Below are 13,185 nucleotides of genomic sequence, written 5' to 3' on the forward strand. Positions count from 1 at the left end.
ATACTGGGATGACCAATAATATTTCAAGACGAATTGAAAAACACCAAAAAGGATGGAATAAAACTTGTTTTACTTATAAACGAAAACCTTTAGAGTTAATTTTTTATCAAAAATTCAATGATGCAAATCAAGCTATATATTTTGAAAAGAAGATAAAAAATTTGGAGCTCAAAAAAGAAAATGCATTAACTAATGAAGAATATAATATGTTACAAATTCTACTGAGTGTAGAAATGTAACTCATTCAAAATATAATCCAAATACCGAATAGATATCGACTGCGCTCGACCTGACAAACCATCAAACTATTTTTACAACTTTTTATGCACTTTTTACCTGAAGAACTAGACAATTATATAGTAGCACATTCTGAAGCTGAGCCAGAATTATTACAACAATTAACGCGCGAAACCTATCAAAAAATATTACAACCCATCATGCTTAGCGGTCCGTACCAAGGACGTATATTGAGTATGATTTCAAAATTAACTAATCCAAACGCTATATTAGAATTAGGCACGTTTACGGGTTATGCAACCTTGTGTTTAGCTGAAGGTTTGCAAAAAGATGGCGAAATCCATACCATTGATATTAATGAGGAATTGGTAGATTTTCAAAGGAAATACTTTGACAAGTCTGAATATGGACACCAAATATTCCAGCATTTGGGTAATGCCTTGGATATTATTCCGAAACTTAAAAAAACGTTTGATTTGATTTTTATTGATGCCGATAAGCCTAACTACGTTAATTACTTTCATTTAATTATTGATAAACTAAACCCTAATGGTATTATTTTATCGGATAATGTATTGTGGCACGGAAAAGTAGTAGAACCTCTAGATCCTAAAGATGCTTCAACAAAAGCTGTTTTAGAGTATAATAAACTTTTAAAAGAAGACCCAAGAATTGAAACGGTTTTATTGCCTATTAGAGATGGATTGACAATTAGCAGGAAACTTTAATAGCTTTAAATACGTTAGGGATTGAAAGCTATGGTAACGCACAAATAAATTAGAATGAAATTTATAATTTTCTTTTTACAGAACCTGTAAAATCTCCTAAATCGTCTTTGACACTATCCAATTCCTTTTTAACATCGGAAACAATACTGGTGTCAATGCCATTTTTTTCAGCACTTTTGGTTATCTCGTGCTTAATATCGTTAGTGGCATCTTTAAGTGTACGCATGCCTTTACCCAAATTACGAGCTATTTCAGGCAACTTATCGGCACCAAAAACCATGATGACAATAAATAGTATAAAGGCTATTTCTGCACCACTGATAAATAAAAATGTAGCTTGTAGTATCACGATACAAATATAGGAAGTTGTTTGAATACTTTTAAAAATTACGACGTTAAATAAAATAAAAAAAGCCAACTTTTAGTTGGCTTTTTTATTAATTATTATCCTTTAATTTTCTCTTTAAAGGTATCAAACTCAGTTAAAACATCTGTTTTTGGCCAAGAATTATTGGAAACATCTATATCGGCAGTTTCTAAATCAGGATCAATTTCAATGGCCGTAATTTCTTTTTCTGAAGCAATCGCTTTACTTACTTCATTATCGTTTAAGCGCCATACTTCAGCAGGATATGTTTCCTTTTTCGAAGTACCGTCTGCATAGGTATACTTAACAATGATTGGCATGACAAGACCTCCTGGTTTATTAAATGTGATGTTGTAAAAATATTTTGGTGTTTTGATATTTTTACGTTCAGCTTCTGTAAAATTATCCATTAAATATTCCTTAAGTGGTTTAGAATTATCTAACAGTGTGCCATTTTTTAGTTCTTCTTTATAATCATCACTTCCATCTTCAACCATATAAACCAAAGGAATAAGGTCTTTTACTGTCCGACCATTTTTTTCTAAATACTCCTTAATATATTGGTTAGGTTCTGATGATACATAGTATTTTTTCACTTCTTTAACACCTATATCTACCCAATCGGTGGTGTAAAACCAACCTCTCCAAAACCAATCTAAATCCATTGCAGAGGCATCTTCCATGGTTCTAAAAAAATCTTCTGGTGTTGGGTGCTTAAACATCCAACGATGCGAATATTCTTTAAATGCATAATCGAACAACTCGTGCCCCATTATGGTTTCTCTAAGAATATTTAATGCGGTAGCTGGTTTACCATAAGCATTATTTCCAAATTGATATACATTAAGACCTTTGCTCATAATAGGGGCAATAAAATCTTGGTCACCTCCCATATAAGGTACTATCATACGAGCAGGGCCGCGATCCGAAGGGAATGTTCTGTCTTCTGACGATAATGCTGAAGGATATTTTTCTCCAAATTCTTGTTCTGCAACATATTGAACAAAAGTGTTTAAACCTTCGTCCATCCAAGTCCATTGACGTTCGTCGCTATTTACTATCATTGGAAAAAAGTTATGCCCTACTTCATGGACTATCACACCCATCATACCATACTTAACACGGTCACTGTATTTGCCATCTTCGTCTGGACGACCATAATTCCAGCAAATCATAGGATATTCCATCCCTTGGTTTTTTGCATGCACGGAAATGGCTTTATGGTATGGGTAATCGAATGTCATCTTAGAATATGATCCTAAAGTACTTGCCACAACTCTAGTTGACCAGTCTTCCCAAAGTGGATTTCCTTCTTTAGGATACATGGACACGGCCATAACATCTTTATTGCCAATTTTAACAGCCATCATATCCCAAATAAACTTTCTTGATGTTGCAAAAGCAAAATCGCGTACGTTTTCTGCTTTTAATTTCCACGTTTTTGTTTTCTCTGAAAAGCTTTTTTCAGCAGCTTCAGCTTCAGCTTGTGTTACAATTAAAACAGGTTTATCGTATGTCTTTTTTGCCAGCTCGTAACGATCCATCATGGTTTTGGTAAACACCTCTTTTCTGTTTATCAACTCCCCTGTTCCATCTAAAATATGATCTGCAGGCACAGTAATGTTTACTTCGTAATTACCAAAAGGAAGCGCAAATTCGTCGCGTCCCCAGAATTGCGAATTTTGCCACCCCTCTACATCATTATACACTGCCATTCTTGGGAAAAATTGTGCAATAATATACGCTCTATTGCCATCTTTTTCAAAATATTCATAACCAGAACGCGCTCTGTTGGTTACATGGTTATTTACATTATACCACCATTTTATAGAGAATGATATTTTTTCCCCAGCCTTTAATACTTTAGGCAATTCAACACGCATCATGGTACTATTAATAGTATATTGAAGCGCATTACCACTAGCATCTTTTACTTCTTCAATATTAAAACCGCCATCAAACGGATCTGTCAAGTAATCTTTAACAAAATCTTCCGGTTTTTTAACTTGGGTCACACTACTCTCTTCTATTAAAGGGCTTTTAGAATCTTTAGCACGCTTATTTTGATCTAACTGAACCCACAAATACTTTAAATCGTCTGGTGAATTATTAGAATAAGTAATAGTTTCAAAACCAGAAAGTTTCATGTTTTTATCATCTAAAACGACATTCATTTTGTAATCGGCTTGTTGTTGGTAGTATGCTGCACCTGGTGCACCTGAGGCCGATCGATACATGTTTGGTGTTGAAAACTCATCATACAATTGCCTAAATTTATTGGTATTGGTATGCCCTGGTTTGCGTTCTGTACTTCCATTATCTTGAGCAAATACAGCTATAGAAATAAAAAAAACAGAAATAAAATAATAATTACGTTTTAGCATGATTTAATTTTATGTATAAATAGATAAATTTTAGTTATATACAATATTAGCGCGCTAATTTGCATAAAAAAAGCCGAAATGCTGAGGATTTTTAAATAATTAACTTTTTTTTAGTTGAATTTTAACAAGGCACTACGGTTTTGAGGAATAAGAATAACGCTTTTTTGCTGTGAATTAATTTTTGTTTTAATGATGTTTTGCTGGTCGCTATACAAATCGAATAGCACCTCGTTACTAATTTCGAAAGATTCGATTTCTTTAACGCCCTCAATTTCCAAATAACATTTAACAAGATCTACATCATATTCTTTTCCTATAAAAGACAGACTTGCTTCTTTATTATTAATTTTTATTTTTATTTTTTCATTTAAGTAGCGTTCAATATATAAATCTGTAGTACTAGGCTCGTTTACACTTGCTAAAGTTATGGTTTCATCGTAACGCTCCCGCAATAGCTTTTCTAAATCGTCAATAAATATCCTTGTTGTGATTTGTACCGATTGCTTGTTTTGTATATAGTCTATTTGAGTAACGCTTATATAATACTTATGAATGGCAACAAATGCAAAAAAGGGAACTATTAATAGTATTAACAGGCGTTTCATATAAGTCTTTTTACGTATTTGTTTTTTTTGCTAAAGTAATTATTTTACAATGGTTGTTTCAAAAAGTATTCCAAAAAATCATTGTCCATTTAGTTTCAAATTCTCCATGTACTGCTTATACTTATGCCTTAAGAATATTAATATCTTAAAATCGGTTTCGTTTTTGCAGTATTTAATAAAGTTTTCATCATCAGCACAGAAATAGAAGAAATCCATTTTTAATGCTTCATCTAAAGGGTTTGATATAAAAAAATCTTTTGACAATCTTCCTTTTATATTTTGCATCAATACCTCTCTCTCTTCAAGTTTAACTCTGTTTTTTAACATTTTTGTTCTTCCTGAAATGGCATTTAAAATGGGGTTTAAAGGTATAAAACCTGCTCCCGTGGTTGCTTCATTCAGCCGTCGTTCACTTTGTGTTGCTGGTTTCCCTGTATATCCCGGAATGCCAACATCGTAAAAGTTAATAGGTGCATCGCCTTTTACATTTTTAATGTCAGAAAGTAAATTTCCAGTAAGTACTCTACCAACAATTACCTCGTCCAACTCGTTAACTTGCTCATCTAAAGTAATCTTAATGGCTTTAAACAACACCATGTTTTTATCTACAACCACCATTTTTGGTTGGTGCTGTATAGATGAAAACATTATGGTGTCATTCAAACTGGCTGAAATTTTAAATTCCCCTTTGCTATTTGTTATGGTAAAAACTTGCGCAGTTTTATTTATAACGTGAATATTTTCTACATCAATTTTACTATCTACTTTCCCCGAAATTTCTACGGATTGCGAAAAAGCAGCTTGGCACAAAAAAAGAAAAGCAAAAATACTAAATCTGATAGTTGGCATATTTATGGTTTGGCCGATAAATAACGTACACAAACTCTTAAATAAAATGAAAAACCATTTTAAACTTTTGTTAAAGTGTTAATATTTAATCTAAAAAAAACAACTATTTGTTTTCTATAATATCCAAAAACTTTAAACTTTTATCATAAAGCAATTGTAAAAACTCCATTTCCTTTCCATAATTAAGTAATGAAAAATCGAAATTTTCGTTTTCAACATACCTAATAAACTCTTCAACCCTATGCTTAGGAATATCAAAATTATCAACCAAGAACTCTGAAGCAAAATAATATTTTATTGCTTCCACAGGAACTTCTGGAACTCCTAAATCCTTTTTATTTTTAACTCCCGATCTAAATAAGGGAATCAACAATTGATCGACAACATTAACGATATTAAGCCCATTAATCATTGTTTGCCTCTGAGAGTTCATGGCTGTATTACTTACTGTCGATTTATAATCGGTTTTGAAATCATATGCGTCACTATGCTTAATACCAAAATACAAGGCATCCAATTTTGGACTAAATGTTTTAGTTGATTTTATATCTGTTACTAAATCTCCCGACAAACCCTTTGTCTTTACAATAACTTCATCTAGCCTATTAATTTCTTCAATTAAAAAAATTTTCATGGATTTTGACTTGAGAATAGCCTCGCTAACATAAAAATTGATATTTTGGAATTGCAATGCGCTAACCTCTATAAAATCATTTAAACCAACCGTTATAACAAACTCGCCATTTTCATCTGTTATAGCGGCAGTATTTGACGATTTGTTAAAAATAGTTATTCCAGAAATATCGCTACTTTCGACAATTAGTTTTCCATTAACCTTAATCCGCTTTATATCCTGCGATATTACCTGAAAACCAACCAACAACGTAAATAAAAATATAATTTTTTTCATGTTTTTTCTTTAAAAATAGTTCTTAATAACTAATTCTGGAACTAGATCCTAATAATATTTTGTAAAAACCTTCAAAGGTCTAACTTTACAAAACAAATTTAACAACTTAATGAAAAACATAATTATAGCTAGTACGTCAACCGTTCATGGAAGTGGTTATTTAGAATATATTTTGCCCGAATTAACCCTGTTTTTTAAAAACGCCAAGACTATTTTGTTTATTCCCTATGCAAGACCAAGTGGTATTTCACACGATGACTATACAAAAAAAGCAGAGGAAGCCTTCGTGAAAATTAATAAAACCGTAAAAGGCATCCATAAATTTGAAAACCCTATGGAAGCCATAAAAACTGCCGAAGCCATATTTGTTGGAGGTGGCAATACCTTTGTTTTGACCAGTCAACTATATAAAAACAATTTAATTGAAGCACTTCAAACCGCTATAAAAAATGGTACGCCCTATTTAGGAACCAGCGCTGGAAGCAATATTTGTGGTCTCACCATAAAAACCACTAACGATATGCCCATTATATACCCACCAAGTTTCAATGCCTTGGCGTTTGTACCTTTCAATATCAACCCACATTATTTAGATCCCGATACCAACAGTACCCACATGGGTGAAACCAGAGAAACCAGAATAAAAGAGTTTCACCACTACAATACCCCACCGGTAGTTGGTCTGCGCGAAGGTAGTTGGTTGCTGGTAAAAGATCATTCCATAATTCTAAAAGGAACGCTAACCGCCCGTATTTTTGAATACAACAAAACACCTTACGAAGTTGAATCAGAAACCCAATTGAATCATTTAAAATAGTATCATTAGGGTGAACTTACTATATTAGCGTGGATATAAAGAAGCGGAACTATCTTAGTGGATTTTAAAATTTAAGATCTATGAGAAAAAAAGAGAGATTACAGTTCAGAATTTAAAAGAAAAGCTGTAGAGTTAAGTTATGCTAGAGGTAGCATGCCGGGAACTAAATATTCCCAAATCTGCGTTCAGGGTAAACTTCTTCTTCCTTTTTAGACTCTCTAATATTTTTGCTTAAAGTCTAAATCCCACAACTTTTTATCTTGAGCCCTTTTAATAACCACAAACTCAGCAAAAAAAAAGCCTCACCGTTTAAGTGAAACTTTTAGAGCGGGAGACCGGGTTCCCTTCGTCTGCGCTCAGGATAAACTTCTCACCCTACTCTTTTAATGACCACAAACTCAGCAAAAAAAAAGCCTCACCGTTTAAGTGAAGCTTTTAGAGCGGGAGACCGGGTTCGAACCGGCGACATTCAGCTTGGAAGGCTGACGCTCTACCAACTGAGCTACTCCCGCAATTCTGACGCAAATATATAAAAACAGTTTCTTAAGTAGCAAGAAAAAGTTATAGCTTTTTTAAAAAATGATAGCCTAAAATCTTAAAGCCTTCATTGTAATAAAATTTATGTGAAGCATGGTTACTTACATAAGTATTCAATTCGATTGATTCACAGCCATTTAATTTAGCATAATTATAAATCCATTTAAAAAATGCTTTACCTAAACCTTTTCCTCTATAAGCATCTTCTATATACACATGATCTATTTCTACGCTTTTACCTGAATAATGCCTTGTACAAAACCATAACCCACAAATGCCAATTATTTTGCTTTCATCATAAATACCTGCACATTCATAATTTTGATTTACCATTTCAGAAAACCGCTCTATTAAAACACTTGAAGGCACTTTATAATCGTTCAGTTTTTCAACCAAAGGAACTATAGTGTAAATCTCATCTTTTTCAATAATTTTAAACACAAAAGACATCGCAATTTTTTATGTGAATATAAATATTTTAGACTGTTCAATACATCAAAAACATAATTTTGTTTATGTTTGACATAACCTATTTGTATCAAAACTTGAATTACATAATAAAACACATATCTGCAACAGAAGCTTACACCATTAGACATCCTGTTTTACGAAATGACAAACCTATTGAATCTTGCATTTTTGATGGTGATAATTTAAGCTCGACTTTTCATTTGGGTGTTTTTATAGACAAAAAATTAATAGGTGTTTGTTCTTTTTTTAAATGTAATCACCAATTACTTACCGAAGAATTTCAATACCAACTTAGAGGAATGGCTGTTTTAAACACCTATCAAAATAAAGGATTAGGCAACAAGATTTTAAATTATGGAGAAACCTTATTAAAGGAAAAAAACACAAACGTTATTTGGTGCAATGCCAGAGAAAAAGCCCTGAACTTCTACAAAAAAATGGGATATGAAATCATTGGGGAACCTTTTAACATTAAAGATATTGGTTTGCATTACGTGATGTGGAAAAAATTATAGATAAAACCACAAACTATTTTAGAAACTGTTTAAGTTTTGTTTATTGATGCTTTTTTGAATTATTTTTGGATCAGATGAGGCGGATTTTTTTTAATAGCAGAGCTATTAGAAAAAAAATTCAACGAAATATGGGTCAAAAAGAAACAAAAAATGGCTTTTAGATAAAATTTAAACAGTTTCTTAGTAATTTTATTTTTTTTAAGAAGCAAAAAAAAATGAGAAGCAAAAACCTGAAGATTAGACTATTAATTGGTGCTGCCATTGCGCTCTTTTTCGTATTTAAAAGATGTAGCCAACAAGAAGTAAATCCCTATACCGGAAGAACCCAAACCATTTCAATGAGTTCGGATGAAGAAATTGCTATTGGGTTACAAAGTGCTCCACAAATGGCACAACAACACGGTGGTTTATACCCTAATAACGAATATCAGGCTTTTGTCGATAATGTTGGCAACAAATTAATTAATAATAGCATTGCGAAACAAACACCTTACAAATATGAATTTCATTTATTGGCTGACCCTAATACCATAAATGCTTTTGCGCTTCCTGGAGGACAAGTTTTTATTACGTATGCTTTATTTTCGAAATTGGAAAACGAAGACCAGCTCGCAGGCGTTTTAGGGCATGAAATTGGGCATGTTTTAGGCAGGCATAGTGCCGAACGCATCGCAGAAAGCGACTATTGGCAAGGCTTAGCAACCGCAGGCTCTGTTGGTGCCGATATGGGCGAAATGGTAGCAGGTATTGGACAAAACACCCTACTTACAAACGGTAGGGATGACGAATTGGAAAGTGATGATTTAGGTGTGCTTTTTATGATTAAAGCTGGCTATAACCCAGAAGAAATGATCGGTGTTATGGAAATTTTAAAAGCTGCCGCAGGGCCCAATAGAATTCCTGAATTTCAAAGCACCCACCCAGATCCAGACAATAGAATAGAAAAAATTAAAGAGGCTATTTCCAAATACAAAAAAAACCCTGAAATACAGGGTTTTTAAGAGTGACTAACTCAAAATAATTATCTAGAACTCATCTTGCTTTTTCTATTTCCTAAAACCTGCCGGCCGGCAGGCAGGAATGACTAAAATTTATCCATATTTCGTTACTTTTTTATGTGTAACGATACTATGTCTTACAAAAAAAGCGTCTCATTTGTACGAATTTTATCTCATTTTCGGTTAAAAACAAAAAGTCAAAATGAGTTCACAAAAAGATCTAATTATTTTTTTGATAATGCTTGCTCAATAATAGCATAAGCATCGGTAGCACCATGTAATTCTGCATAGTCAGCTGCCGTCATTTTTTTATCAGATTTTGCTTTCAAATTGGCTCCTTTAGCAATTAAAAGTTCTAAAATTTCAGTTCTGTTGTATTTAGCAGCATACATAACTGGAGTCATACCGTTAGATTTCTGATTTACATCTTCGCCTAACGACAATAATTTTTTAACAGTTTCTATATCGCCTTTAGCAATAGAAACACAAAATGAATTTACTTTGAAAACGGGTACTACGCTGTAATTTTCAACGTTTAAATTGGCTGTTTTTGCATGAACAGTTCCCATAGAGAAACATAATGCGATTGCAGAAAAAATGATTGTTTTTTTCATGATGAAAGATTTTTAATTTGATTAATGATTCGTTTTTTGATATATTAAAGAGACGACGGAAACTGCTATCCGTTACACAAAAAATAGTTTATAACAGATTTTTAACGTTTAATTCACATATTTTTAACGGATTTCATATTTTTTAAGTTTCTTTTAAAAATGAAGTTTTCCAGTGTTTTTCAATTAGTTTTTCAATCGTATTCTACCAAACTTCAGTATCTTTGGGTTCAGTTAAAAATGTTAAAAACAATGAATAAAAAAGTCATCTTAATGATACTTGACGGTTGGGGAAACTCTCCAGATCCTAAAGTTTCAGCTATCGATCATGCAAATACACCTTTCATAGATTCTTTATATAAAAAATACCCTTTCGCTACTTTAAGAACCGATGGTTTACATGTTGGTTTACCAGAAGGACAAATGGGAAATAGCGAAGTCGGCCACATGAATTTAGGTGCTGGCAGAATTGTGTATCAAGATTTGGTTAAAGTTAATTTAGCTGTTAAAAACAAAACTTTAAATAACGAAAAAGTATTGGTGGATGCCTTTAACTATGCTAAAACCAATAATAAAGATGTTCATTTTTTAGGCTTATTAAGTGATGGCGGTGTACACTCGCACATAAAGCATTTATTTGGATTGATTGATGCTGCCAACGATTTTGGTCTTAAGAACACATACATTCATGCCTTTACAGATGGTCGTGATGTGGATCCAAAATCTGGATTTGGTTTTTTAACGGCATTAGAAAATCATTTAGAAAACACCAATACCAAATTGGCAACCGTAACAGGACGTTATTATGCGATGGATAGAGATAAACGTTGGGAACGTGTAAAACTTGCCTATGATGCTTTAGTGAATAGTATTGGAGAAAAATCGACTAACGTTACAAAAACAGTTCAAAATAATTACGAAAATGATGTTACCGATGAGTTTATCAAACCAATCATTATGGTCGATAAAGCAGGTGAACCTGTTGCAAAAATTAAAGATGGTGATGTTGTTATCTTTTTTAATTTTAGAACAGACCGTGGTAGAGAACTAACCGAAGCCTTATCACAACAAGATTTTCATGAACAAAACATGCATAAATTAAACTTGCATTATGTAACGCTTACAAATTACGACGATACCTATAAAAATGTAAACGTCATTTTCAATAAAGATAATTTAACTGAAACCTTAGGTGAGGTTTTAGAAAAATACAACAAAAAACAAATCCGTATAGCAGAAACCGAAAAATACCCACATGTTACTTTCTTTTTCTCTGGTGGACGCGAAGAACCTTTTAAAGGCGAAACCCGCATTTTACGAAACTCTCCAAAAGTGGCCACCTACGATTTAAAACCTGAAATGAGTGCTTACGAACTACGAGATGCCTTAATCCCCGAACTTCAAAAAGGTGAAGTAGATTTTGTGTGTTTAAATTTTGCTAATGGAGATATGGTCGGGCATACAGGTGTTATGGAAGCTGCTATTAAAGCTTGTGAAGCCGTAGATGTATGCGTAAAAGACGTAGTGACCACAGCTCTTGAAAATGGCTATACTACCCTACTTATTGCCGACCACGGAAACTGTGAAACCATGATAAACCCAGATGGCACGCCAAATACAGCACACACAACAAACCCTGTTCCCATCATTTTAATTGATAAGGATTTAAAATCTATTGAAGATGGTGTTTTGGGAGATGTAGCTCCAACTATTTTAAAGCTAATTGGTGTAGAACAACCTGAGGCTATGACGCAACACGCTTTAGTATAGGGGTATTTAGAAAATAAATTATTGTACTTTTGCATTAAACCCAAATGTATTATGATTTAAATGAAATTTACCGAACACTTAATTATTGCCGTTGATTTTGATGGCACCATAGTTGAAGACGTCTATCCTAAAATAGGAAAACCAATGATGTTTGCTTTTGAAACGCTGAAAAAACTTCAAGAACAAGGGCATCGTCTAATTTTATGGACTTACAGAAATGGTTCAAGATTAGACGAAGCCGTACGTTTTTGCGAAGAAAACGGCGTGCATTTTTATGCAGTAAATAAAAGTTTCCCTGAAGAAACATTCAATGATAACGTAAGTAGAAAAATTCATGCCGACTTATTTATAGATGATAGAAATATTGGTGGTTTTTTAGGCTGGGGAGAAATTTATCAAATGCTAACCAATACCAATCCACCACTCCCTGAAAAGAAGAAAAGTCTTTTTAGTTTTTTCAAATAAACACATCAAAAAAACCGCTACCATCAATAAAAAGCCAATACCAGTATTTTAAGTATCTTTGCCATTATTTTTTAAGTATGATTATAGTAAAAACAAAAGAAGAAATAGAATTAATGCGCGAAAGTGCTTTAATCGTATCGAAAACATTAGGTGAAGTTGCAAAATCCATCAAACCAGGTGTTACCACTTTACAACTTGATAAAATTGCAGAAACCTGTATTAGAGATCACGGGGCAATCCCCGGTTTTTTAGGATTGTATGATTTTCCAAACACCCTTTGCATGAGTCCGAACACCCAAGTGGTACACGGTATTCCGAATAACATACCTTTGGTAGAAGGCGATATTATTTCTATAGATTGTGGTGCTTTAAAAAATGGTTTTTATGGTGATCATGCTTATACATTTGCTGTTGGAGCCATAGACCCCGAAACCGAAAAACTACTTCAAGTTACTAAAGAATCCTTGTATGTTGGTATTCGCGAATTTAAAGTAAACAATCGTGTAGGCGATGTTGGCTATGCCATACAAAAATATTGTGAAGACCACGGTTATGGTGTTGTTAGGGAATTAGTTGGTCATGGTTTGGGTCGAAAAATGCATGAAGACCCCGAAATGCCAAATTACGGCAAACGCGGTCGTGGTAAAAAGTTTGTGGAAGGCATGGTAGTTGCCATTGAACCCATGATTAATATGGGAACGCACCGTATTAAACAGCATAACGACGGTTGGACCATTACTACTTTAGACAATAAACCAAGTGCACATTTTGAACATGATGTTGCCATAGTGGATGGAAAACCAGAACTACTTTCAACCTTTTCTTATATTTATGAAGCTTTAGGTATTGAAAGCGATGAAGAAAATGAGTTTAGACAGAAGGCATTAGTACTTTAGCTAGCACACAGAGAATTCACGGAGT

General features: G+C 33.3%; 15 protein-coding genes and 1 tRNA gene. 8 read left to right on the forward strand and 8 right to left on the reverse strand.

Annotation, left to right across the window (positions count from 1 at the left end; all coding sequences use genetic code 11):
• Positions 1-8: 8 nt before the first annotated feature.
• Both ACGLWY_RS02575 and ACGLWY_RS02580 read left to right on the forward strand, forming a co-directional pair.
• The gene (locus tag ACGLWY_RS02575) at positions 9-239 is read left to right on the forward strand and encodes a GIY-YIG nuclease family protein (RefSeq protein WP_396618106.1); all 231 of its coding nucleotides are present in this window, start codon (positions 9-11) and stop codon (positions 237-239) included.
• A gap of 84 nt (positions 240-323) precedes the next feature.
• Entirely contained in the window at positions 324-965 is a 642-nt protein-coding gene (locus ACGLWY_RS02580) for an O-methyltransferase (RefSeq protein WP_396618107.1), read from the forward strand.
• Between the two features lie 61 nt (positions 966-1,026).
• Here the strand turns inward: ACGLWY_RS02580 and ACGLWY_RS02585 are convergent, their stop codons facing one another.
• From ACGLWY_RS02585 to ACGLWY_RS02605, 5 genes are all read right to left on the reverse strand, one after another.
• Entirely contained in the window at positions 1,027-1,314 is a 288-nt protein-coding gene (locus ACGLWY_RS02585; RefSeq protein WP_117172729.1) for a twin-arginine translocase TatA/TatE family subunit, read from the reverse strand.
• A 95-nt stretch (positions 1,315-1,409) separates the two neighbouring features.
• On the reverse strand, positions 1,410-3,716 hold the full coding sequence (locus ACGLWY_RS02590) for a M1 family metallopeptidase (protein WP_396618108.1): 2,307 nt from the start codon (positions 3,714-3,716) through the stop codon (positions 1,410-1,412).
• 110 nt (positions 3,717-3,826) lie between these two features.
• Positions 3,827-4,321 (reverse strand): DUF6702 family protein, encoded by a 495-nt coding sequence (locus ACGLWY_RS02595; protein WP_396618109.1) that lies wholly within the window; start codon positions 4,319-4,321, stop codon positions 3,827-3,829.
• A gap of 78 nt (positions 4,322-4,399) precedes the next feature.
• The gene (locus ACGLWY_RS02600; RefSeq protein WP_396618110.1) at positions 4,400-5,170 is read right to left on the reverse strand and encodes a hypothetical protein; all 771 of its coding nucleotides are present in this window, start codon (positions 5,168-5,170) and stop codon (positions 4,400-4,402) included.
• A gap of 103 nt (positions 5,171-5,273) precedes the next feature.
• Positions 5,274-6,080, reverse strand: coding sequence for a hypothetical protein (locus tag ACGLWY_RS02605; RefSeq protein WP_396618111.1), 807 nt, complete (start codon positions 6,078-6,080; stop codon positions 5,274-5,276).
• A gap of 109 nt (positions 6,081-6,189) precedes the next feature.
• Between ACGLWY_RS02605 and pepE the strand changes: the two genes are divergently transcribed.
• Entirely contained in the window at positions 6,190-6,897 is a 708-nt protein-coding gene (gene pepE, locus ACGLWY_RS02610) for a dipeptidase PepE (RefSeq protein ID WP_396618112.1), read from the forward strand.
• Between the two features lie 439 nt (positions 6,898-7,336).
• On the opposite strand, the gene ACGLWY_RS02615 is transcribed toward pepE, so the two are convergent.
• Together ACGLWY_RS02615 and ACGLWY_RS02620 are read right to left on the reverse strand one after the other, a co-directional pair.
• A tRNA-Gly gene (locus ACGLWY_RS02615) sits at positions 7,337-7,409 on the reverse strand.
• Positions 7,410-7,458: 49 nt separating this feature from the next.
• A complete protein-coding gene (locus ACGLWY_RS02620; RefSeq protein ID WP_396618113.1) occupies positions 7,459-7,884 on the reverse strand; it encodes a GNAT family N-acetyltransferase in 426 nt (141 codons plus the stop codon).
• 65 nt (positions 7,885-7,949) lie between these two features.
• Between ACGLWY_RS02620 and ACGLWY_RS02625 the strand changes: the two genes are divergently transcribed.
• Positions 7,950-8,420, forward strand: coding sequence for a GNAT family N-acetyltransferase (locus ACGLWY_RS02625; protein WP_396618114.1), 471 nt, complete (start codon positions 7,950-7,952; stop codon positions 8,418-8,420).
• A 215-nt stretch (positions 8,421-8,635) separates the two neighbouring features.
• Positions 8,636-9,421, forward strand: a complete 786-nt coding sequence (locus ACGLWY_RS02630) for a M48 family metalloprotease (RefSeq protein WP_396618115.1) — start codon at positions 8,636-8,638, stop codon at positions 9,419-9,421.
• A 221-nt stretch (positions 9,422-9,642) separates the two neighbouring features.
• On the opposite strand, the gene ACGLWY_RS02635 is transcribed toward ACGLWY_RS02630, so the two are convergent.
• The gene (locus ACGLWY_RS02635) at positions 9,643-10,032 is read right to left on the reverse strand and encodes an ankyrin repeat domain-containing protein (protein ID WP_396618116.1); all 390 of its coding nucleotides are present in this window, start codon (positions 10,030-10,032) and stop codon (positions 9,643-9,645) included.
• A 249-nt stretch (positions 10,033-10,281) separates the two neighbouring features.
• Here ACGLWY_RS02635 and gpmI point away from each other — a divergent pair, with 249 nt between their 5' ends.
• From gpmI to map, 3 genes are all read left to right on the forward strand, one after another.
• Positions 10,282-11,799, forward strand: coding sequence for a 2,3-bisphosphoglycerate-independent phosphoglycerate mutase (gpmI, locus tag ACGLWY_RS02640; RefSeq protein ID WP_396618117.1), 1,518 nt, complete (start codon positions 10,282-10,284; stop codon positions 11,797-11,799).
• Positions 11,800-11,859: 60 nt separating this feature from the next.
• Positions 11,860-12,264, forward strand: coding sequence for a BT0820 family HAD-type phosphatase (locus ACGLWY_RS02645; RefSeq protein WP_396618118.1), 405 nt, complete (start codon positions 11,860-11,862; stop codon positions 12,262-12,264).
• A gap of 77 nt (positions 12,265-12,341) precedes the next feature.
• Complete coding sequence (map, locus tag ACGLWY_RS02650; RefSeq protein WP_396618119.1) at positions 12,342-13,160, forward strand: type I methionyl aminopeptidase; 819 nt, start codon at positions 12,342-12,344, stop codon at positions 13,158-13,160.
• The last annotated feature ends 25 nt before the right edge of the window (positions 13,161-13,185 follow it).

This window comes from Mariniflexile sp. HMF6888, from assembly GCF_044335535.1.
GTDB lineage: Bacteria > Bacteroidota > Bacteroidia > Flavobacteriales > Flavobacteriaceae > Mariniflexile.